Annotated in this window: 16 protein-coding genes and 1 pseudogene; 14 read left to right on the plus strand and 3 right to left on the minus strand. The window is 51.5% G+C overall.

Annotated elements, in window-relative coordinates; genetic code table 11:
- Window positions 1-16: 16 nt before the first annotated feature.
- Together xsc and VF724_RS04765 are read right to left on the minus strand one after the other, a co-directional pair.
- On the minus strand, window positions 17-1804 hold the full coding sequence (xsc, locus tag VF724_RS04760; RefSeq protein ID WP_371753079.1) for a sulfoacetaldehyde acetyltransferase: 1788 nt from the start codon (window positions 1802-1804) through the stop codon (window positions 17-19).
- 40 nt (window positions 1805-1844) lie between these two features.
- A complete protein-coding gene (locus VF724_RS04765) occupies window positions 1845-2564 on the minus strand; it encodes a GntR family transcriptional regulator (protein WP_371753080.1) in 720 nt (239 codons plus the stop codon).
- A 526-nt stretch (window positions 2565-3090) separates the two neighbouring features.
- Here VF724_RS04765 and VF724_RS04770 point away from each other — a divergent pair.
- The 4 genes from VF724_RS04770 (at window position 3091) to VF724_RS04785 (ending at window position 7333) form a co-directional block, all read left to right on the plus strand.
- A complete protein-coding gene (locus VF724_RS04770) occupies window positions 3091-4107 on the plus strand; it encodes a phosphotransacetylase (protein WP_371753081.1) in 1017 nt (338 codons plus the stop codon).
- A 132-nt stretch (window positions 4108-4239) separates the two neighbouring features.
- Window positions 4240-5532 (plus strand): MFS transporter, encoded by a 1293-nt coding sequence (locus tag VF724_RS04775; RefSeq protein ID WP_371753082.1) that lies wholly within the window; start codon window positions 4240-4242, stop codon window positions 5530-5532.
- Window positions 5533-5584: 52 nt separating this feature from the next.
- On the plus strand, window positions 5585-6967 hold the full coding sequence (locus VF724_RS04780; RefSeq protein ID WP_371753083.1) for an MFS transporter: 1383 nt from the start codon (window positions 5585-5587) through the stop codon (window positions 6965-6967).
- A gap of 78 nt (window positions 6968-7045) precedes the next feature.
- The gene (locus VF724_RS04785) at window positions 7046-7333 is read left to right on the plus strand and encodes a hypothetical protein (RefSeq protein ID WP_371753084.1); all 288 of its coding nucleotides are present in this window, start codon (window positions 7046-7048) and stop codon (window positions 7331-7333) included.
- A gap of 188 nt (window positions 7334-7521) precedes the next feature.
- Here VF724_RS04785 and VF724_RS04790 read toward each other — a convergent pair whose 3' ends face one another.
- Window positions 7522-7779 carry a putative holin-like toxin gene (locus VF724_RS04790; protein ID WP_371753085.1) on the minus strand — a complete coding sequence of 86 codons (258 nt, stop codon included), beginning with the start codon at window positions 7777-7779 and terminating at the stop codon, window positions 7522-7524.
- 377 nt (window positions 7780-8156) lie between these two features.
- Here VF724_RS04790 and VF724_RS04795 point away from each other — a divergent pair, with 377 nt between their 5' ends.
- The 10 genes and pseudogenes from VF724_RS04795 (at window position 8157) to VF724_RS04840 (ending at window position 22708) form a co-directional block, all read left to right on the plus strand.
- Window positions 8157-9458 carry a helix-turn-helix domain-containing protein gene (locus tag VF724_RS04795; RefSeq protein WP_371753086.1) on the plus strand — a complete coding sequence of 434 codons (1302 nt, stop codon included), beginning with the start codon at window positions 8157-8159 and terminating at the stop codon, window positions 9456-9458.
- Window positions 9459-9505: 47 nt separating this feature from the next.
- Complete coding sequence (locus VF724_RS04800; protein WP_371753087.1) at window positions 9506-10855, plus strand: ABC transporter substrate-binding protein; 1350 nt, start codon at window positions 9506-9508, stop codon at window positions 10853-10855.
- Window positions 10856-11028: 173 nt separating this feature from the next.
- Window positions 11029-12849 carry an ABC transporter permease gene (locus VF724_RS04805; protein WP_371753088.1) on the plus strand — a complete coding sequence of 607 codons (1821 nt, stop codon included), beginning with the start codon at window positions 11029-11031 and terminating at the stop codon, window positions 12847-12849.
- Complete coding sequence (locus VF724_RS04810; protein ID WP_371753089.1) at window positions 12846-14162, plus strand: MmgE/PrpD family protein; 1317 nt, start codon at window positions 12846-12848, stop codon at window positions 14160-14162. The genes VF724_RS04805 and VF724_RS04810 overlap by 4 nt, the downstream gene beginning before the upstream one ends.
- A gap of 4 nt (window positions 14163-14166) precedes the next feature.
- Window positions 14167-16113, plus strand: a complete 1947-nt coding sequence (locus VF724_RS04815) for an oxidoreductase (RefSeq protein WP_371753090.1) — start codon at window positions 14167-14169, stop codon at window positions 16111-16113.
- Between the two features lie 178 nt (window positions 16114-16291).
- A complete protein-coding gene (locus VF724_RS04820; RefSeq protein WP_371753091.1) occupies window positions 16292-17770 on the plus strand; it encodes an aldehyde dehydrogenase family protein in 1479 nt (492 codons plus the stop codon).
- A gap of 36 nt (window positions 17771-17806) precedes the next feature.
- Window positions 17807-19132, plus strand: a complete 1326-nt coding sequence (locus VF724_RS04825) for an amidohydrolase (RefSeq protein ID WP_371753092.1) — start codon at window positions 17807-17809, stop codon at window positions 19130-19132.
- 308 nt (window positions 19133-19440) lie between these two features.
- Window positions 19441-20163, plus strand: a complete 723-nt coding sequence (locus tag VF724_RS04830) for a GntR family transcriptional regulator (RefSeq protein ID WP_371753093.1) — start codon at window positions 19441-19443, stop codon at window positions 20161-20163.
- Between the two features lie 144 nt (window positions 20164-20307).
- A pseudogene (locus VF724_RS04835) lies at window positions 20308-21229 on the plus strand (alanine dehydrogenase).
- 123 nt (window positions 21230-21352) lie between these two features.
- Entirely contained in the window at window positions 21353-22708 is a 1356-nt protein-coding gene (locus tag VF724_RS04840; protein WP_371753094.1) for an aminotransferase, read from the plus strand.
- The last annotated feature ends 31 nt before the right edge of the window (window positions 22709-22739 follow it).

A 22739-nucleotide genomic window follows, 5' to 3' on the forward strand; every position in this document is an offset into this window, starting at 1 on the left:
TTCCGATGCGAGGAGATTACCAATTTCTATGGTCAAGATGCGCATATTTGGGCAATAAGCGGATGGGCAAGTGCAGCGCATCCTTGCGGAACGGCGGAGCGAGCTGCGTGCCGTCGACCATGAACTCCAGAACCGACGGTCTATCTTGGCTCAGAGCGTCAGCCATCACCGCTGCGATATCCTCGGGGCGCTCGATGCGGACCCCGTTGGCGCCCATCGCTCTGGCCACCTCGGCAAAATTGGGGCCCTCGATATCCGCTCCGACAAATCGGTTATTGTAAAAGTCCACCTGGTTTTTCTTCTCCGCACACCAGGCCCGGTTGTTGAATACGCAGGCAATTACCGGCAGCTTCTGCTCGACGGCTGTGCTCACTTCATGCAGGCTCATGCCCCATGCGCCGTCGCCCACGATCGCGATCACCGGGTTGTTCGGGTCGGCAATCTTCGCTCCGATCGCTGCCGGATAGGCAAAACCGCAGTTGCCGAAGGTCAGCGCCGCGAGATGCCTGCGCCCCTGATTGAAGGAGAAGTACCCGTTGGCGGTCGACGACACGTTGCCGATATCCGACGTCACGATCGTGCCTTCCGGAATCGCTTTCGACACCTCCAGCAGGGCTCGCCGCGGATTGATCTGCGGCTCCCCGTTCACGAACGGGTTGCCGGGCACCATGGCCAGTTCAACCAATTCTTCGTCCCACCTTTGTTTCTCTCCGGCCACTTCCTCCAGACGCTGCTGATCGACGCGCGGTGCCGACCGGGCCTTCAGCCGCTTGAGGATTTCCTCGCTCGCCGCTCCGGCGTCGCCGACGACCGCCACCTCGACCGGATGCGTCCGGGCGATTTGCTTGGGGTTGATATCGATTTGGATGATCTTCGCCTGCTTCGGGAAATAATCGATGTCGTAGCACGGGAGCGTGCCGAAGACCGACAAGCGGGTCCCGATGGCCAGAACGACATCGGCTTTTTGCAGGGTCCGCATCGCCGCTTTCGAGCCCATGTAGCCGATCGGCCCGACGGCTAACGGATGGCTGGCCGGAAACGCGTCGTTATGCATATATGAGCAGGCAACCGGAGCGGTCAGAAATTCGGCGATTTCCTTGACGGCATCATGCGCGTCGGCATCGACCGTACCCCTGCCGGAGATGATCACCGGATACTCCGCCGAAAGCAGCAGCTCCGCCGCTCTGTCCAGGGCTTCCCGCGGTCCGCCGTGGCGCATGCTCGCCCGGTATTGATGCGGCTGCAGAATCTGTTCCTCCAGTTCCCCGTAAAAGTAGTTGCGGGGAATGTCGTACAGGACGGGTCCCCGTTCCGCGTAGGCGATCCGGAACGCGGTCCGCAGCACGTCGGCCACCCGGCTCGGGTGGGTGACCTGCAGGGCCGCCTTGGTGATCGGTCGGAAGATGCTGACCTGATCGGCTTCCTGGAAGCCGTCCCAGCCGACCGTTGTTGTGCCAGCAGATGGGGAAATGACCACCATCGGGGTATGGGCGTGATAGGCGGCGGCCACGGAGGTGACCATGTTGGTGATCCCCGGGCCGTTCTGCCCGATGACGACACCGGCTTTGCCGGTCACGCGCGTATAGGCGTCCTCCATGTGGGCCGCGCTCTGTTCGTGGCGGACGGGGATGAACCGGATGCCCGCGGCCGGCAGCAGATCCAGCATATCCATATATGCGGATCCGAGAATGCCGGTGATATGGTCGATGCCTTCCGCCAGCAGCGTCTCCACTATCGCTTCGCTCGGCGTCATTTTTACCTTTGTCCGTTGATTTTGCTTTGTTGCCGTTTCCATTTTTGCCATTTGCTTTTACCTCCCAATAATTTGAATTGTGAAGCGGCCGCTACCTGCGCTTGCGGGCCATTTTCATGTGAAAGGCATACATGTCCGTTCGGAATACGCTTCTTGAATACTCGATGGGATTTCCGTCCGGATCAAAGATCAGCTGCTCGCGAATCAGCACGCTTGAAGAAGGAGGGATGTCTAAATATTGGGCTTCTTCTTTGCTGGGTATACCGCTGGTAATGATCTGCTCGGCTTCGCTCAAATTCAAGCCGAGCGACAATTCCAGCAAGTCATATAAGACTGCGGTATCGAGATCGCTTTTGGCCAGCTCGAGACCGATTTCCAAAGGATAATAATGCTCTTTAATGGCCACGGGTTTGTCATCCGCAAAGCGCAGGCGCTTGATCAAATAAAACTTGTCAAGGTCCAGGATTTGGGAGACGTTCTCGGGAGAAGAGGTTTGGCCGTGGAAGATTGACCTGGAAGAAGGCTTCATTCCCATCGATTTGACGGTCTCCTCATAGCTGCTTAGCTGCCCGAGCCATTCTTGAACCGGTTTGAGCGTAATGAACGTGCCTCTGCCGTGTTTTTTTTCCAGCACCCCTTCCTGAACGAGAGCGGAAACGGCCTCTCTTACCGTAAACCGGCTGACGGAAAAGCGGTCCATCAATTCCCGTTCGCTCGGGATCTTCTCGGTGTAGCTGCCGGTCCGGATTTCTGTTTCCAATAAATTTTTGAGCTGCACATGCAAAGGAATAGGACTGTATATATCTAGCATATGATAAAAAACCTCCATTGACGTAAGGACGTCCGTACCACCAGATATCCTAGAGCTAATATAAAATAACTGAAACTAAAAGTCAAATAATTCTTTTAACTCAAAATAATAAAAAAATTATGAGTTGACAGATGAATAATCCGTGTAATAACATACATTCATAGGGACGTCCGTACCAATGTTTGGGCATCGCGACGAAATAACTTCCACTAATTACATCGCGAGCTCTTAGTCCGTACCATATCTCAATGTCGTTACCAGATCACATGTGAGGGTGAATTTCTTCTCTCCAAGGCAAATTCTCAGAGTCTCCACATCGAGTAATTCCATCCATCTGACGCACGCTTCCATCCACCACTAATGCGTGATCCGGCAGACGATTGCCCGCCAAACTTCCGCACAAGCACATAAAGCTCCATTGCAAATCCGAATCAATATCCACATCAGATTCACATTAGCTTCTCTTTTTCCCACCAATCTTCTTCAGAGGTAAAGAGCTTAAACGATTACAAATTTGGAGGTATGCATGCAAACCAAGCTCGAAGATGTCCGTATGCGGGCCTTTCAAGCGACCTGCCGAATTGTTCTGGTTGACGGCGGAGATGAAAGGGTGCTTCAGGCATCTGCATTTGTTCAGCGAACCAGTGCCATACAGCCCGTGCTCTTGGGAAACAGGGAATTGATTTCAAACCATATTCGATCTTTGGGTTTGCCTATTCAGCCGGAGATTATCGATCCTCAGGAAAGCGGTTTGGTCGATCGCTTTGTTCCGGTGTATCAGGAGAAAATGAGAAGCAAAGGCAAAGCTGTTCCGGAGTATGAATCCGCGGCCGAACGATTGAAGAATCCTTCGTATTTCGGGGCCGTGCTGCTTGAAGCCGGTATCGTTGACGGCATGCTGGGCGGCGCTTCATTGCCTACCGCCGAGATTCTCAGAGCCTCTCTTGAGGTTGTTGGAATGGCCGAGGATGCGCAGATTATTTCCGGATCCTTCTGCATGTTCCTGCCGGCCGCACTGCCTTCGGGAAATGATGTGCTGGTGTTCTCCGATTGCGCCGTCGTTCCCGATCCCGATGCCGGTCAATTGGCGGCTATTGCCATGAATGCGGTGAAGGTGGCGAAAAAGGTGGCCGGCCTGGATCCGGTCGTTGCTTTTCTGTCGTTTTCCACCAAGGGGAGTGCCAAGCATCCAAAGCTCGACAAGGTGATTGCCGCGAAAGAGCTGCTGAGCCGGCAGCTGCCCGATGCCGCGATTGACGGAGAGCTTCAAGCCGATGCGGCGATTATTCCGGAAATTTCCGCAAGGAAAGCGCCTCAAAGCGCAGCCGGTGGACGTGCGAACATCCTGATCTTTCCGGACCTGAATTCGGGAAACATTTCCTACAAGCTTGTTGAAAGGCTGGCCAACGTAAAGGCGCTAGGCGTCATCCTGGAAGGTTTCCGCAAGCCGGTGAATGATCTTTCCCGCGGCTGCTCGGTTGATGATGTCATTGACATGATGTGCGTCACAGCGCTGCAAACGGCTCGGTTTGAGAAACAGTAAGGAGCTTCACGCGAACACGAGACATAATCATACCCAAATTCGGCATGGAATCATTTCAAACAATTTGTGGTTAATAGTGAATGATTTTTTGTATACGCTTCCATTTTTATTAATAGGAGGGCTCTTTCGCTTATGAAAAAACTAAGCGCGACGAATATGTTTTTGTTGTTATTATGCTTAATGTATTTCATCACTTATATTGACAGAGTCAACATTGCAACGGCTGCACCCTTGATGAAAAAGGATTTGCATTTATCCAATACGGATTTGGGTTTGGCGCTTTCCGCTTTCGCCTATCCATATGCTCTCTTTCAAATCATCGGGGGATGGATTGGCGACAAGTTCGGCCCGCGCAAAGTATTGATCGTCGTCGGGGTAATTTGGTCCGTTGCGACTATTTTTACGGGTTTGGTGGGCGGCCTGGTCAGCCTGTTCATCGCCCGCTTGGCGCTCGGTTTTGGTGAAGGAGCCACTTTTCCCACATCCACCAAAGCGATGTCAAACTGGCTGCCAGCGAAGAAGAGGGGATTTGCGCAAGGAATTACCCACTCGTTTGCCAGGCTCGGCAACGCGGTTTCACCGCCATTAATTGCACTTTTGATGGTCCTTTACGGTTGGCGTGCATCATTCTGGATTTTAGGGGCCGTGAGTTTAATCTGGGTCATCGTTTGGGCTGTGTATTTTAAAGATAATCCAAGCCAGCACCCGAAAATGACCAAAGCCGAGCTTGACGAATTGCCGCAATATACAAGCTACGGAGAGAAACAGCGGGACCCTGTGCCTTGGAAGTTATTAATTAAAAAAATCTCCCCTGTGACATTAGTTGATTTTTGCTATGGCTGGACCTTGTGGGTGTATTTAACGTGGCTGCCTTCCTTTCTATTTAACGGGTATGGCTTGGACCTTAAGAAATCCGCATTATTCAGCTCGGGGATCCTTTTCGCGGGGGTCATCGGCGATACGTTGGGCGGCGTCATTTCCGACAGAATTCTGAAGGGTACCGGAAATTTGAAGCTGGCCCGCCGCGGCGTATTGGTCACCGGACTGCTCGGTTCGTTCATATTCCTGCTGCCCAACTTATTTGTGCACAACCTTAGCATGGTCGCGGTGTGCATGAGCTTTGCCTTTTTCTTCCTTGAACTGACCAATGCCGTCTTGTGGTCCATTCCCATGGATATGGCCCCGAAATACGCCGGTACGGCAAGCGGCATGATGAATACGGGCTTTGGCGTTGCCGGGATGATATCTCCCGTAGTGTTCGGATATCTCATTGACCTGACACATAACTGGCAGGTTCCTTTCATAATGTCCGTCGTCTTGTTGTTCATTGGAATCCTGGTTTCGTTCAGGATCGATCCCACAAAAGGGATTGACGAAGGCGCTTCTCCATCCGTGGTTTCCAATAATCCGGCACGAGAGCTTTAATCCGCATCGTTTCACATCCGTTTTCCAGATTATCGATAAGGAGGGAGCAGATTTGGAGGATGTCGCAAAAGGAGCCAATTTATTGTCGAGGCTTGACCGGATTCCCGTTACCAAATCAATCGTCGGCATTATGTTTCTGCTGATTCTGGCCTGGATATTTGAAAGCTTTGACATCGGAATGGCGGGCACTTTGATCGTTTCACTGAAAAAAGCGTGGAATCTTACAGGGGTCGAGGTGGGGCTGTTCGGGGTTTCCCCGACGATCGGAATCGTCCTCGGACTGATACCGGGCGGCCGCTTGGCCGACAAATACGGCAGGCGCAAAGTTCTGCTGTGGGGGATTTTTGTATACGCTTTGCTGACCTTCGCGAGTGCGTTTTCGCCAAACTTTGAAACCATGGTTGCGCTGCGCATACTGGCAGGGTTGGGGGAAGGAGCGGTGTTTCCCATTCCGTATCTGATGCTGTCCGAATTTGTAAATTCCAATAAACGCGGGATCAGCATCGGCTGGGTAAACGGGGTGCTGACTGCCGCATACTCGATTCCCCTGATGGTGGGGGCTTGGGCGTCAAGCGCGTTTCCTCTCGAAAATGTTTGGAAGGTGATGTCGTTATTGGGCGGAATTCCGCTTCTCTACCTTGTGCCCTTGCTGCTTTGGCTTCCCGAGTCCCCGCGTTTTTTGATCAAACAGGGCAGCTATGAAAAATTGGAACAGTTGATTGAAAAACTGGAAAAACGGGCCAATCTCCCGCACGATACCCGGTTAATCAACCCATCGACGCTTGAGGCCCTTCAGACGGGCAAACAAGCGCAGGTCCGAATGAGCGCTATTTTCGCACACCCTTATCTGACGCGTAGCATCATTGCTTATTTAATTTTTGCTTATTCCATTTATTTGTTCTATGTCATTAATGTATACGGACCGACCATTTTTTCCGGACAGGGGCTGAAGCTGGGCGGCGCCTTGACTTTTACCGCGGTGATGATGGTGGTCGGCGGAATCGGAACGGTGGTACATGGCCATTTTTCCGATAAATATGGCAGGAAAACTCCGTTGGTGATTTACGCGGCGCTCGCAACGATCGGCATTGTGATGTTTGCCTATGCGAATAGTTTCGCCTCGCTTGTCACGGCGGGGATTTTGTCCGCGTTTTTCGGACTCAGTGTTAATCCGTTCGGCAAGCTCTATATCTCTGAACAATATCCTACTGACATCCGCGGGGTAGGGGCCGCCACCGGCGAAATGCTGGCGCGGTTTTTCTCCGGCGTGATGGGGCTGTACTTTGTTCCCCTGCTGCTTGCATGGGGCGGAACCTATGTGATTTTTATAAGCCTGGGGGTCTTTATCGTGGCGGCCAACATCCCGATGATGATTTGGGGACGCAATACGGCCAACAAAAGTGTGGAAGAAGCCGGAAGCGCTGCCTACATGTAATGCTTCGCGGGCGGGATATCCGTTCGATTCCGTCAACAATCAGTTGTTCGATGTTTGGATGGTGGAGGGAATGAGCAAATGGATCCGGGGTTAACGAGCCAAAAAGCGATCGTCATGGGAGCAAACAGAGGCATCGGTTACCAGATTGCCGAAACCCCGCGGCGGAAGGTGCGGATACGGCCCTTTTCGCCAGAAACGAAAGCCGTCTTAAGGAATCGGCGCGCAGGATTCAAGAGCTTATCGGCAAGGGACCCTTGGTGTTGCCGGGAGAAACATACTGGTGAATTGGGGGAGGTTAGGAACCGCTGGATCACCGGCACGGTCATTTCGGTGGATGGCGGAACCAACCGGGCGGTATTTGGGTGATTTGATATAATCTTTTCAGGACTGTCTTTCACGGCGGTCCTTTTAGGTTTAAATAACTTGCAGGAATCAATCAAATGATTTATGCTTAGAATAAATAAGGAGCCGGGTGCAACCGACTCCTGGGCAGCCGCATAAGCGGAGGCTTTGGGTCACAGAGTAGACCGCAATCCTTTGGCGTAGAGGGCGGTCTACTTCCGTTTATGGAAGGAAAGTATAAGAACAATTAACGTTGCAAAAGAAATCATTAACGTCAACGCTTGATATACTTCCATGGCATCACCACCTTTACGATGGAATGCCTCCGCCCCTGCCAACTGCTTGACCATATTATACCATAACCGTCCATTTGGGCGGTTTTTATTTGAAAGAAAGGTTGAAAACTTGACCCAATCGGATAAACTGAAATTGGAAAGGGTGGGCGGAGAGTTGGCGGTTAAGCATATCATCACGCTTTATCGGGAAAGGAAATGATGGGATAAAAAAAAAAAGGAACACGCCACTGCCGGAACCCGAATTGCGGGCTATTCTGCGGGCCCCGATTATTACACGTGCGAAGGGCTGCGTTTTCCGGAATTGTGTTCGTATTGCTCGGAAAACGTTCACCGGCATGATTAGCACCGTAGGAGGTCACTCATATTTGAGGTAGGTGCATAGTCGAAACATGTTTTCTTGGCAACGTCGATATTGCAGGCAATCCCATCTCGCTTGACGCGAGCTTTTTTTATTGACAGAATTGTGTCTTAATTATATGATTTTAGTAAATTATTAAGGAACTATTAAGGGACATTGTCCGTTACTGTTATTTGTCTTCAGGGAGGTTTCTATGGCTCAACAAATTTTGGCGGCCGTTATTGGCCCGAAGGACAGTGTGGATGATTGCATCGCTTATTCTTATAAATATCCGCAATTGACATTCGTTCCGCTTTCTTATGAATCGGAAAAAGAGACCAGGGAAATTGTCCAGTCCCTCCAACATCAGTTTGATGTCATTCTCTTTACGGGGCCTGTCCCTTATTACCATGCTGTCGATTTGGATGAAGTGCGGAACACTCCGACAGTTTACATACCTTTTGGCGGCAGCAGTTTGTACAGGGCTCTTTTTCAAATTCGGTTGGAAAATATGGGAAGGATCAGCATAGACACCATCAGCCAAGGCGAAATTCAATCCGCATATAGTGAGTTGGGCATACCGAATATGACCAAGCACATCCTCGAATACGACCGTGCGCTGACGCTTCAGGAATTCGTCGATTTTCACAAGAATGCGTATGATTCGGGTGAAACCTCGTTTGCTTTGACCTGCTTGCGCTCCTGTTATCTCCGGTTAAAAGAACTGGGTGTCCCGGCGCTTCGCGTATTTCCGCTGCAATCCGTGATCCGCGAAACGCTGGATAAAATCGCCTTGATAGGTGAAGGCATTCAAAATAAAGCGAGTCAAATTGTCGTTGGACGAATTTCCACCGACCATTCCGAGCAATGGTCCCACAAGAAAACCTCGCATGAGCTTCAACGCCTTCAATTGACGCTGCAGCAAATGATTCTCCGTTATGTTGAAGAAATAGACGGACACTTCGTTTCGTCCAGTTCAAATGAATATTTGTTTTTCACGACCAGGGCGTTATTTGAAAAATCAACGAATTTTTTCACCGTCCCGCCTCTGCTGGAGAAAATCAGAAAAGTTCTGCCGTTTTCAGTAAGTATCGGCGTCGGTTATGGAGGAACTGCAAATCAAGCAGGGATCCGGGCCAACGCTGCCCTGAATAAAGCCAAAGAATTCGGCGGTGATGCCTGCTTCGTGATTCATGACAACCATCAAGTAACCGGACCGATTGGCGAGTCACATTCGGTGACTGTAGTTACACGCACTACGGATAAGGGGGTGTTGGAACAAGTCGATAACGTCGGAGTGAGCGCAACGGTTTTCAATCGTTTGATGGAAGCCATCCATCAAACGGGTGCGGAGTTTACGGCAAATGATTTGGCTGCTTATCTAAACATCACACTCCGCAGTACCAGAAGACTTCTGAAGCAGATGGAAGAGGCCCATGTTATTGAAGTGATCGGACAGGAGTCGCTCCATACCAAGGGAAAGCCGAGAAGGGTTTACCGTCTGCTGGGAAGTTGAAAAGTGGGGCAATGCAATTGATCACATGATGAGAGGGGTTGTATGTATTGAAGACAAGAGTATGGATTGCCCGGGTAATGATCCTCGTCTTGGTTGTGGGACTACTGGGAGGCTGCGGACAGAAGCGGGCGGAGGATAAGCCGGCCGCCGACAGCGGTCAAAAACAACAAGACGCGCCAAAACCAGTGGAGTTTACCGTATGGTGGATGGAAAACCGTGATGATCCCGTGAAAGCGATCACAAAGGTTATTGATGATTTCCAAAAAGAGAACTCCAATATCAAAATCAAGCTCGAGTCCTTTTCCTGGGAAGATGTAAAACCGAAAGTGCTGGCAGCGATCAATGCAGGCAGAGCGCCTGATGTCATTCAATCGATTCCGGACTTTACCGTGGCCATTAAGGAAACGGGCGCTATCCAACCCGTTGATGATATTGTCAAAGAAATTAACGATAAATTTAAATTCTACCAATCGCAGCTGGACCCTTACTATTATGATAACCACTATTGGGCCATACCGATTTTCGGAATGGATGTGAATTTGTATTACCGCAAGGATATTTTGAAGAAAGCCAACATCGAGCCGCCCAAAAACTGGGACGAGCTGCTGGCGGCAGCCAAACAATTAAACAGCGGTACGATGGCCGGTCTTGGAATGCCTACATCCAACTCGATGTACACCGACCAAATTCTGTACAATTTCATGATCACCAACGGCGGAGATCTGTATGACGATAAAGGGAACATCACGTTCGACACTCCGGAGAATGTGGCCGCACTGAAAATCATGAAGGATTTGGCGCCCTACACTCCTGTCGATGCCAATACCTGGTGGTGGCAGCAGGCAGTGGAAAACTTTGTCGGCGGGAAATCGGCAATGGTCTTGCTGCTCGGACTTCCTCCGTCATTCTGGTATGCCAATCAGAAGGATATGAGAGACCAGCTTGGCGTGGTTCCTTTCCCGGTCGGACCGAAGGGAACTCCGGGAAGCACAAGCTACTCCAACGGATTCATGGTTACGACAACCGACAGCGCCAAGAAAGAAGCGATCGAGAAGTTCCTCGTTTATCTCCATGATCCGGACCGTAACGGCAAATTCCTGGCGGATATGCTGCCGGGCATGTACTTGCCGGTAACGGAAGCTTCCGGAAAATCGGATGGTTTCAACAAACAGGAAGTCATCAGCTTTTATAAAGATGTCGTACAAACCGAAATCCAATCCAATGAACACGGCAAGCTGTTCGGATTCACGCACGGAACGCCTCCGAAAAGCATCGGTCCGATTGCCGCATCGAATGTGCTCGGAAAAATCGTGAATAAAATGATTGTCGAAAAGATGAGTCCGGAGGATGCGGCCAAATGGGGCCAGCAGGAACTTGAGCGAGTGGCAAAGCAATAAGGGTTCGCGATGAAATTAGTTTCTACTTTTGGCGGCAAAGTATCAAGCGGTTTAATTGATCTTTGCCGACAATTTAGTAGAAGTTATTTCATCGCGATGCCTAGCGATTACTAAGTTGGCGGAATGGGGTCTTGCTTTCAGACCCCATTCCGTTAATTAAAGGGTGAGGTTATATGAAACGAAAACAATGGCTTACAAACAGCCAATTCGGTTTTCTCACTTCCGTTCCGATTTTGATTCTCGTGCTCGGATTGCTGATCTATCCGATGTATGTAGTCATCCGGTTGAGTTTTACCAATCAGAAAATAGTAGGCTCCTCCTATCATTTTATCGGTTTTGAAAACTATCGATCCTTTTTGACGGATCCTTTGTTTCATACCGCTGTCGTCAACAGCCTGATTTGGGTGATTGGCAACACAATTGTACAGACGCTGCTGGGCTTTATGATGGCGCTGCTGTTGTTTTATCCGCTGAGGAAATACAAATTTGCCTTGACGCTCTCCATTATCCCGTGGATTGTTCCGACCGCCGTCATGGCCTTGATTTGGCGCTGGATGCTGGACGCCACGAACGGCGTAATCGGTCGCATCCCGGTTTGGCTCGGATTAAGCGATCAGGCAACCAATCTGCTGGGAACGCCTGATTCCTCAATGTACACGTTGATTTTGGTCAATTCCTGGCGCTGGTTCCCTTTTATCGGGATCATGATTTATGCGGCTTTGCAAAATATTCCGAGGGATGTATTTGAAGCGGCCAATGTGGAGGGAGCTTCTGCATGGGATGAATTCCGCTATATCATCCTTCCTTCGATTTCCAAAATTTTATTCGGAATGGGACTATTAGGGCTGTTGTTTTCTTTTAACGTTTACGACGTCATTGCGCTGGTCACCCCCAAAGGCGGGGCCGTCGACGGTACAACGACGCTGCCGGTGCTGATCCAAAGGTTTGCTTTCGAATATTATTCCATGTCAAAAGCGGCAACAGCTTCCATATATATGGTGCTATTATTGATTGCAGTCATTCTGATATATTATCTCGCGCCCGGGATATTCCGATCAATTCTTTATCCTTTCAGGGCGTTTGCCCGAAGCTCGATGTACGAGCGCATTTTTTCGCGGACTCAAGGGCAAGTGCAGATGCAAGCTGCAGGCAAATTGAAGCCTGCTGCTCCTTTGAAGCGCCGATTCTTGGGAGGTAAGCTGTCGTTTTCCTGGATTTTCGTGCTGCTGCTCGTGCTGATTATCCTCGGGCCCTTTGCCTGGACCTTGTTCAACTCGCTTCGCCTGCAGAGCGATATTTCCCAAGGGAACGGGATTCATCTGACCTTGCAGAACTACAAAGAGGTCTTTACCAAATACAATTATTGGGACTATTTGAAAAACAGCATGATGGTATCGGCATTGACCGTCATGATCACAACGGTTTTATCCGTGCATACCGCCTATGCCATTAACCGCTACCGGTTTTTGGGCAGAGGCTTCATCAAAAACATCCTGTTGGTCGCGTACCTGTTCCCCAGCATTGTGCTGCTGGTTCCGCTGTTTCAGGTCATGAAAAGTCTCGGCTTGATCGACAATCCGTGGAGCCTGATTTTAATCAATGTCGCCCTGACCACCACGTTCAGCACCTGGCTGCTGGACAGCTATATGCGCAATATTCCGGTGGAAATCGAAGAGGCGGCGCAGGTCGACGGGGCAAACCGGATGCATATTTTGTACAAATTTGTGATTCCGCTTCTGGCGCCGGGCATCGGATCGGTCGTCATGTTCACGCTGATCACCTCTTGGTCGGAGTATTTGTTTGCCGTTTCATTCATTATGGACGAGAGCCATAAGACCCTGCCGGCCGGCTTGGCCAAAATTTTGAGCAGCTATGATGTAAACTGGCCGCTTCGCGCTTCCGCCGCAATCATGGCCGCATTGCCCATTGTGCTGTTTTTCATCTTCCTCGGACGTTCGTTAATCAAAAATGCCACGGAGGGAGCGGTCAAATGAGCGTGGAACAGCGTTTGTACGAATGGATCGGCGGCATTCAATATGATCGGCTGCCGCCTGCAGTGCGGGAACGCGCCGCCGTTATCTGGATGCATGATCTGGTTTTGGGGCGGCGGTTCGGCCACGGCTTTTGGCCCGGTCAAGTGCTGCAGGACGGTCTGCAAACGAAAGCACCCGATCAAGGATGGCTCCTGCTGGGACAAACGAAAAGATCCTATTCCGCGGAGGAATCCGTGCAGTTCAATTCGACGTCGATGGCATCCTCCGTCCTGGAGGATTTTTACGGCGGATTGCATCTTGGTCCGGTAATCATTCCCGTGGTGATGCATGAGCTGGAGAAATCAGATGGATTGGCGGATTCCAAAGCTTGGGAAAAAGCCGTTGAGGCCGTGGTTGCCGGATTCGAAACGGGAATTTGGCTGCAGGACCGGTTTGGCGAGCTGCTGGGGCAGATGGGCCTTCGCGCGACGCCCTTGATCGGCGCGTTGGCTGCCGTCGGAGCGATCGCCAAAATGAGGGGCTTGTCCGAGGCCGAGTATCGTGCGGCATTGTCCCTGCCGGCCTCGATCGGCCTAGGCGCCGGTTTCTCGCTGCTCGGGGGAACGGAGGAATGGATCTATCAGGCGGGTCTGTCCGCCCGATTGGCTTATCAATCCGTCCGCTTCACGCGGGGGATGCGGTATCCGAATGCAAGTAGTCTGACTGGATCGCATTCCTTGCGGAAGCTGCTGAAGGACGGGCATGTCGCCGGGCATATGGGAGATGCTTTGCAGAACAACCGGTACCGGATTTTGGACGTGGGACTCAAGCGTCATCCGGTCAACATCTTCGTGCAGCCGGCTGTGGAGGCGATGTCCAGAACGGTGCGGGAGATCGGTAAGGATGCCGTACGCGGAGCGACTGAAATTGAAATTCAGGTGGCCGAGCAGGTGTCGAATATGAAGCTGCTGCAGCACCCAGGGCCTTTTGAGCAGCCGTATCAATCCGTTCTCAGCATTCCGGCCTGCGTTGCGATGGCCGGAATCCACGGCAGCTTCCTATTTGCCGATCTGCGGCAGATTAATCAGTTCGAAATACAAAAGACAGCCCGAAAAGTCAATATTACAGGATCCCGTGAGCTGTCCGCTTATGATGCTCGTCTGACGATGAAGTCGAAGGGCCAGGTTGTTCATCAAGCGGGCGTTCAGTCGGACTTTTTTTATCCGCCGCTTGACCGGGAAAGGCAGTGGCTTGAAACAAAAGGATGGAATATCACCGGGGATGATGAGCTGTGGATATCTCCAATATTGAAACTATTAACAGCCGGGAGGTAGGAACATGTCCAAATTGTACCCGCATTTGTTCAGCGAGGGGCGGATTGGTCCGGTAGCATTGAAAAACCGTGTCATATTGCCTGCCTTGACAAGCAATTTCGCTTCGGAAACGGGAGAAGTCACTGACCAATTGATTGAATTCCATCGTGCCAGGGCGCAAGGGAATGCCGGATTGATCTGTGTGGAAGGCGCGTTCGTTCATTGGAGCGGGAAAGGAACGCCAAAGCAGCTTGGATTGTATAAGGATGAGCTGATTCCCGGCTTTCGGAAATTGACGGACTCCGTTCATGCTTATGGAGTTCCGGTCATGCTTCAGCTGGTCCATTCCGGCAGGCAAATGACATCCAAATTTTCCAATATGCAGCCGGTCGCTCCGTCGGCCATTGCTTGTCCGGTGACTCAAGAAATGCCGAGAGCCCTCTCTACGGAAGAGATTGAAGAGATGGTTGAGTCTTTTGCGCTGGCTGCCAAAAGAGCCAGGGCCGCCGGCTTTGATCTCGTCGAATTTCATGCCGGGCATGGGTACCTGATTTCCAACTTTCTTTCGCCGGATGCCAACAAACGTGGAGACCGGTACGGCGGAAATGCAGAAAACAGATTCCGCTTTCTCAAGGAGATCATTCTGCACACATGGGGGCTGACGGGCAGGGATTTTCCAATCGTCGTGCGCATGAATGCCGCTGATTTTACTCCGGAAGGCTTGACCATCGGGCAGAGCCAGCAGTATGCTTTATGGCTGCAGGAATTGGGAGTGGCTGCAATCAGCATTTCCATGAGCGTTCGTTCCACCTACTACCGCTTGTCGGCAACAAGCGGAGTGCCCGACGCTTACCAGACGCCGTATGCGGAGCAGTTTGCCAGAATCCTGAATATCCCTGTCATTTCCGCAGGGAAAATCGTTACCCCCACGGTTGCCGAAGAGGTATTGGCAGGGGAACGGGCCAATTTCGTCGCCATGGGCAGGGCGCTGATTGCCGATCCTCATCTTGTTCGGAAAACGATCGAGGGCAGAGAGTCGGATATCATCCCCTGCATCTCCTGCAATGCCTGCAATCAAAGAACGCGCCGCCCGCAGATTATTTGCTTGACCAACGGAGACACTTCGCGGGAAGGCACGGCCCACTATAACCCGACGGATAAACCGAAACGCGTGGTGGTTGCCGGCTCGGGCATCGCCGGTCTGGAGTATGCAAGAGTGGCGGCGAGGCGGGGGCATCAGGTGACGGTCATGGATGAAAAAGACAAGTGGGGCCGGTTGCTGGGGCTTGCCCGGACGCGGGTGCCCGGGCAAACGGAATTCTCCAAAGCCGTTGCCTATTTCAATCGAGAGCTTGAGCGTCTGAACGTGGATTTTGCATATGTCGAGAAGCTGTCGCCGGAACGGGTGCAGCAGCTGCATCCAGACGTTGCGGTCGTGGCCGCGGGAAATATGTTCCGGGCCAAGCATCCGTCGGAGGTCGGGGCAGCTTTGGCCCATGAGATTTTGTATGCGTATCCGGATCAGCCGGCAGAGGACGGCAAACCCATTGTTGTCATCGGCGGCGGTGTGCTGGGGGCTGAAACGGCCCTGTACCTGAAAAAGCGGCATGCGGAAAGTCCGGTAACGATTCTTGAGCCAGGCCCGTCGATTATTTACGACGCGCACCCGACCGTACGCTTCTTTCTTGAGGAACGGTTGCTTGAGGCAGGCGTTGACATCAGAACCGATGTAGAGAATTTGCGTTATGACGGCAATTCCGCAAGCGGAATTTTCCACAATCAGCAACTGTCTTATGAAGGGTGCCGGGTCATTGCGGAAAGCGCATTGGATGAATGGCCGCAGCAGGATACTGCAGGGCAATTGTCATGGAATCAAACCGCACCGACGGTTCAAATTTTGGGGGACGCCTATGAAGCAAGCGATTTGGCCGAACGGGTCTGGAAAGCGGGAGAATGGGCGCGGGAGTTGTAAACTTTTTTAAAGTCTTTTTGAAGCCTTTTCCTGTGATAGACGTCCTATGCCATTTCATGGCACCAGCAGGTGATGAAAATGGCACGCTGAAGCGTCCTTGAAGAATTCACATTGAATTAAGTTTTTAGAGGAAGTGAATTTTCAAGATAGATTATATCTGAAAGGAAGTTCATTATAGATGGCAAATGATCAATTTTTATCGAAGCATTTCATTCACGGGGAGTGGGTCGACGCTTCCGACAAATCCACATTTGTGAATGTAAATCCGGCTACCGGGGAAGTGTTGGCTCATATTGCGCAGGGCACGGAAAATGACGTTAATCAGGCAGTCGAATCCTCTCATCGGGCTTTTCAGTCATGGAAAAAGATGAGCCCCGATCAAAGAGGCGAAATTTTGTATGAAATGGCGCGAAAAATCAAGGAGCGGGCCGAAGAGTTCGCTTTATTGGATACGCTGGATGCGGGCAGGCCGATTGCCGATACAAGGACGAGAGATGTCCCGAGAGCTGTGCGGACCCTGCAGTTTTTTGCCGGACTGACCGATAAGATCAGGGGGGCCAACATTCCCGTACAGCCGGGACTCATGAACATTACCCGCAGAGAGCCCTATGGCGTGGTCGGAGCCATCATTCCGTGGAATTATCCGCTGACGAATGCGGTCGGCAAGATCGCCCCGGCATTGGCTACCGGAAATGCGGTTGTGCTGAAGCCCGCTGAGCAGGCTCCGCTTTCCGCCTTGCTGCTGGCTCAGGCGGCCAAAGAAGCCGGACTTCCGGATGGAGTATTGAATGTAGTCAACGGGGACGGACGCGTGGGAGCTGCGCTTGTTTCACACCCCAAGGTTCCCAAGATTGCTTTTACGGGAAGCAGCGAGGTCGGACACCGGATTATTCGGAACAATGGACACCGGATGAAGTCGTATACCTTGGAATTGGGCGGCAAGTCCGCCAATATAGTTTTTGACGATGCTTATCTGGACGAAGCCGTACGGGCTACCGTGTTTTCCATTTCCATGAATCAGGGCCAAACCTGCACGGCGGGCACCCGTTTGTATTTGCACGAAAGCATCTCCGAAGCCTTCATGCATCGGCTGATGGATGAGGTCGGCAAGCTGCGCATCGGCGATCCGCTGGACCCGCAAACCCAGATCGGTTCGCTCATTTCCAAAGAACAGCTTCATCGGGTCGAGGAATATGTGCAGTCCGCCAAGGATGACGGAGCGACCTTGCTGACCGGCGGAATGCGTCCCGGTTTATCCCCGTTGGAGAAAGGCTATTTTTATTTGCCGACGATCTTTACAAATGTGCGCCATGACATGAAAATCGTGCGGGAGGAAATCTTCGGTCCGGTGCTTTCCGTCATGACGTTCAAGACGGAGGAGGAAGTGCTACGTTGGGCAAATGACAGTGACTACGGCCTGGCAAGCACGGTTTGGACGGCCGATATCCGCAGGGCGAACCGGATGATGGAGCAGTTGGAATCCGGCTTGGTCTGGATCAACACGATTCACAGCCTGAATCCCAATTCGCCGTACGGCGGGTATAAGGAAAGCGGCACCGGATTGGAAATGGGACTGGAAGTGCAGGAGCAGTTCATGCGCACCAAAAGCGTATGGTATGGAGTTCAAAACTGGATATCTCCCTGGAGTCAGGGCTAATCATGGATAAACGGTGAGCGGTGGAGGGAAGGCGGCATGGATAGAAGGGATCTTGCAGGTGAACTGGAACTGATGGCGGAGCAAATCCAGCCGTGGCTGCTGGAGCGAAGAAGGGAAATTCATCGATTTCCTGAGGTGGGCTGGACCGAATTTCATACTTCGGCATTGGTGGCGCAATATTTGCACGAAATGAATTGGAAGGTCAAGGTCGGCCGGGAAATCGTCAGCGAAGAGGAACGGCTCGGCGTTCCTTCCGCTGACAAGCTGGAAGAGCATTACGCGGAAGTCCGCTCGCTCCTGCCGGTTAACCCGTTTATCGAACATATGAGGGGCGGGATGACCGGAGTGATCGGCGTGTTGGATACCGGGCGTCCGGGCCCGACGATCGCTTTCCGCTTTGATTTGGATGCGCTGCCGGTTACGGAAACGGAGCAATCCGGACATTTTCCGGTGAGGCATGGGTTTTCATCGGTAAGAAGAGGCCAAATGCACGCTTGCGGACATGATGGACATACAGCGATCGGGTTGGGACTGGCGAAGCTTCTGTCCTCCCGGATTGCCGGACTTTCCGGAAAAATCAAATTGATTTTTCAGCCTGCGGAGGAAGGGCTGCGGGGTGCTTATCCGATGGTCAAAGCAGGAGCGGTTGATGATGTCGACTATTTCTTTGCTTTGCATTTGGGACTGCGCACCGGACAAGGTGAATTGATCACGGGAGCGGTCAATTTTCTGGCCTCCACAAAATTCAAAATCAGCTTTACCGGCAAAGCGGCGCATGCGGGAATCGAGCCGGAGCAGGGACGCAACGCGATGCTGGCTGCAGCCTCGGCAGTTCTTGGCATTCACGGAATCTCCGCCCACTCGCAGGGAAAAACCAGAGTGAACTGCGGTACGCTGCAGGCCGGGACGGCGGCGAATATTATTCCGGCCTCCGCTGAATTGACAGTGGAAACACGAAGCGACCGTGCGAACGTGAACGAGTATTTGGAGAACCGGGTCAAGGAAATTTGCAAGGGCGCTGCAGCTATGTACGGCGTCGATGCGGATTGGCGGATCGTCGGAAAAGGAATTCCGTGCGACAGCCATCCGGAATTGGCCAAGCTCGTGGAATCCGCCGCAGCCGCGATCCGGAGCTTTGATAAGATCAGCTTCGGCGTTCCTTTCGAAGCCAGCGACGATGCGACATACTTTATGGACGCGGTGCATGCGCGGGGAGGCTTGTCCACCTATATTGTGCTGGGGACCCGTTTGGCCGGGGGACATCATCAGCCCGATTTCGATTTTTTCGAGGAGGATCTTGTCAAAGGAGTCAAACTCTTGTCCCGTTTAGCGTTGAATTTGTGCGGGGGAATAAGGAATTAATTTTGCGCGAGGAGTGTCCGACGGACCGATTTTCGGGAATTTAAAACCGGGAATTAACCGCAAAAGTCTAAATCTAATCAGATTCCTGGTTTTAACAGCGGTGCAGTGCCATCCCTTTTCCGGAATAACGATTAAATTGAACAAATATTCACGATCTTGCTTTGCTCGAACAGACTCCAAGGAAGGGAATTTTCAATGTAGCCACGGTGTCGGGCGGACGATATAATGGAAATATATATGAAATCAGCCGTCCGCGATGAATTATTTTTTTCTCGCGGCGCCTCAACGGCTTAATGGAGGTCATCCTTTTGACAAAGTTGAATTTGAATAGTCCCATCCCTTTGCACATCCAATTAAGGGATATCATTCGGGAAGCAATTTATCAAGGCAAATTTACGGATGACCGGCTTCCCAGCGAGCGGGAATTAATGGATCTGTACAGCGTGAGCCGAACGACGGTTCGCGATGCGGTGTCCGCTTTGGTCAGGGAAGGAGTCCTGGAAAAACAGCACGGCAAGGGCACCTTTATTTCACTCCGTCCGATTGAGGAATGGTTGGGCAATATCAAAAGCTACAACGCGGCCGTCGAAGAGATGGGGATGCGGCCAGGCTCGAAACTGCTGCAGCACGGAAGGGTCGAATCGGAGCATGTAGGGAGCATTCTGGAAACCGACGAAATCTACATGATTGAAAGACTACGGTTTGCCGACGATCATCCGATCGCCATAGAAAAACAGTATTACCCGCTCGACATCGGCATGCGATTGGCTGAGAAGGATTTGGACACTGCGATATTATACCATGAATTGGAAAACTCCCTGGGCATCATTCTTTCGGAAGCCGAGGAAAGCATTACCGCGGCTTTGCCCTCCGCAGAAGAGGCGGCGGCGCTGGGAATACCGGAAACGATGAGTGTGCTTTCCATTGAAAGGATCACTCAGGATCCGCAGGGCAAGCCTGTCGAGTATCTGCACGCCGTATACCGGTCCGACATGTATTCGTTCCGCATCAAATTGATGCGTGCCCATTAATGATGGGCAGACAAAAATAGTCTAAAAACTACAAAATCATTCGTTGACAATTTTTTGGCCGTTCATTATATTGGTATCAAATAACACATCATGACGTCACGATGTATTATTTGATACCAATCGCTTTTTTTGGAGTTGATCCTAGTGATTATTGGCATACCCAAAGAAGTCAAGAACAATGAAAAGCGTGTTTCAATGACGCCGTTTGGCGTGCGTTTGCTGACAAATTCAGGCCATGAAGTGCGCGTTGAAACGAGTGCGGGTATAGGCAGCGGGTTCCATGATCGCGATTATGAACAAGCAGGCGCTAGAATCGTTTCTTCCGCAAAAGAAGCATGGGATTCCGAAATGGTCATCAAAGTAAAGGAACCCCAGCCGGTCGGGAAAGGGCGTTTTGTTAAGCGGCGTACCTGGTGTAAGGCCGGGAAAGGTAGTGATCCTTGGAGGAGGCACAGTAGGAAGCAATGCAGCCAAGATAGCCGTGGGCCTGGGTGCGGACGTCACTTTACTCGACATCAATCCGGATCGCTTGCGGTATTTGGATGAACTCTATCAGGGCCGTCTGAAAACTCTTGTTTCCAACCCCTATTATATTGCGCAGGAAGTGGAGAAAGCCGATTTGTTAATCGGCGCAGTGCTCATTCCGGGTGCGAAAGCACCCTGCCTGGTTTCAGAAGAAATGGTCAAAACGATGGAAGCGGGATCGGTTATTGTGGATGTGGCAATCGACCAGGGTGGCTCCATTGAGACGATCGATCGCAAAACAACGCATGATCAGCTTTTTTATATTCGACACGGCGTGCTGCACTATGCCGTTCCCGATATGCCGGGAGCCGTTTCCCGGACATCAACCGCCGCCCTGTCCAATGTGACTCTGCCTTACGTGCTGGAGCTTGCCCGCAAAGGCTGCCGAAAAGCGGCCTCGGATAACGGGTCGTTGGCCAGAGGCATCAATGTGGTTGACGGCTCCGTCACCTATCAAGCGGTGGCGGAGGCGCACGGCTATCCGTTTGTTCCCCTTGATTCTCTATTAAACTCAAACGATATTAAAGAATTTTCAAGATAGACGTCCTCTTCCATTTTCATGGCACCAGCGAGTGATGAAAATGGCAAGCTGAAGCGTCCTTGAAGAATTCACCTTGAAATATGTTTTATATGGAAATGAATTTTCAAGATAGGAGGAAGGGCTATGAACTTGGAATTACAAACAGATGAACTGCTTCAAAAGGATCAAGATCATCTGTGGCACGCTTTGTATCGGCACAATGGCGCATCATCCCCGATGATTGCCGTGCGGGGGGACGGGGCTTGGTTTGAGGACATTCAAGGACGGAGATTCCTTGACGGCGTTTCGGGATTATGGTGCTTGAATTTGGGCCACGGCCGGAAGGAAATTGCCCAGGCAGCGTATGAGCAAATGACGACGCTTGCTTATTTTCCATTGACTCAAAGCCATATTCCGGCCATTCAATTGTCCGCCAAAATCAGCGAACTGCTTCCCGGATCGTACACGACTTTCTTTACAAACAGCGGCTCGGAAGCGAATGAAACGGCTTTCAAACTGTGCCGTCAATATCACATTCAGAACGGAAAACCCGGAAAATACAAGTTTATTTCCCGTTACCGCGCTTATCACGGCTCCACGCTGGGCGCGTTAAGCGCTACCGCGCAGTCCAGCCGGCGGGTCAAATATGACCCGGTCGTTCCCGGATTTATTCATGTTCCTCCCCCATACAGCTACCGCTGCCCATTCGGAGATGATGTTCAGGATTGCGACAAAGTCGCAGCCGAGATGATTGACCAAGTGATCGCATGGGAGGGCTCCGATACCGTAGCTGGGGTCATCATGGAGCCGTTCATTTCGGGCGGCGGCGTAATTATTCCTTCCCCGGACTATTTGCAGCGGGTGGCGGAAATTTGTCGGAAGCATGATGTCCTGCTGATTATGGACGAGGTCGTTTCGGGATTTGGAAGAACCGGCAAAATGTTTGGCTTCATGCACTCCGAGGGGGTTGAACCGGATATTGTGACGATGGCCAAAGGCTTGACAAGCGGCTATCTTCCCTTGGGTGCTGCCGCCGTAAAATCGGAAATTTACAGCAGGTTTAAAGAACGCGGCGAAAATATTCATTTCAGGCATGTGCACACATACGGCGGCCACCCTGCTTCCTGCGCGGTCGCATTGAAAAATATCGAAATTATCGAAACAGAACAAATCGTTGATAGAGTCGCCCGATTAAGCGATTCCATTCTCGGCGAATTAAGGGAGCTGGAAGCGCTCGACAAGGTTGGCGAAGTGAGAGGAATCGGCTTTTTATACGGAATCGAGATGGTGGAGGATAAGCAAACCAAGTCCCCCGCTTCAGAGGAACGGATGAATCAAATCCTTGCGGGCTGCAGGGAAAAGGGACTGATCATCAGCCGAAACGGCGATACGGTACCCGGATACAGCAATATTCTAATGATCACGCCGCCGCTTGTTTCGACTGAGTCGGATTTGAAATTTATCGTGGACACGATCAGGGAGGTCTTGTCCGGTTTCTAGTCCTCTCCTCATTTAGAATCAGGCCATAAAT

The sequence above is a fragment of the Ferviditalea candida genome, from assembly GCF_035282765.1.
Lineage (GTDB): Bacteria > Bacillota > Bacilli > Paenibacillales > KCTC-25726 > Ferviditalea > Ferviditalea candida.

What these genes read in the sequence shown, in the direction of transcription:
- VF724_RS04775 (WP_371753082.1), top strand. Translation starts at nt 4,240, where the DNA reads ATGAAAAAACTAAGCGCGACGAATATGTTTTTGTTGTTATTATGCTTA.
- VF724_RS04765 (WP_371753080.1), bottom strand. Translation starts at nt 2,564, where the DNA reads ATGCTAGATATATACAGTCCTATTCCTTTGCATGTGCAGCTCAAAAAT.
- VF724_RS04805 (WP_371753088.1), top strand. Translation starts at nt 11,029, where the DNA reads ATGAAACGAAAACAATGGCTTACAAACAGCCAATTCGGTTTTCTCACT.
- VF724_RS04795 (WP_371753086.1), top strand. Translation starts at nt 8,157, where the DNA reads ATGGCTCAACAAATTTTGGCGGCCGTTATTGGCCCGAAGGACAGTGTG.
- VF724_RS04840 (WP_371753094.1), top strand. Translation starts at nt 21,353, where the DNA reads ATGAACTTGGAATTACAAACAGATGAACTGCTTCAAAAGGATCAAGAT.
- xsc (WP_371753079.1), bottom strand. Translation starts at nt 1,804, where the DNA reads ATGGCAAAAATGGAAACGGCAACAAAGCAAAATCAACGGACAAAGGTA.
- VF724_RS04790 (WP_371753085.1), bottom strand. Translation starts at nt 7,779, where the DNA reads ATGATATGCTTAACCGCCAACTCTCCGCCCACCCTTTCCAATTTCAGT.
- VF724_RS04770 (WP_371753081.1), top strand. Translation starts at nt 3,091, where the DNA reads ATGCAAACCAAGCTCGAAGATGTCCGTATGCGGGCCTTTCAAGCGACC.
- VF724_RS04820 (WP_371753091.1), top strand. Translation starts at nt 16,292, where the DNA reads ATGGCAAATGATCAATTTTTATCGAAGCATTTCATTCACGGGGAGTGG.
- VF724_RS04825 (WP_371753092.1), top strand. Translation starts at nt 17,807, where the DNA reads ATGGATAGAAGGGATCTTGCAGGTGAACTGGAACTGATGGCGGAGCAA.
- VF724_RS04785 (WP_371753084.1), top strand. Translation starts at nt 7,046, where the DNA reads ATGGATCCGGGGTTAACGAGCCAAAAAGCGATCGTCATGGGAGCAAAC.
- VF724_RS04810 (WP_371753089.1), top strand. Translation starts at nt 12,846, where the DNA reads ATGAGCGTGGAACAGCGTTTGTACGAATGGATCGGCGGCATTCAATAT.
- VF724_RS04815 (WP_371753090.1), top strand. Translation starts at nt 14,167, where the DNA reads ATGTCCAAATTGTACCCGCATTTGTTCAGCGAGGGGCGGATTGGTCCG.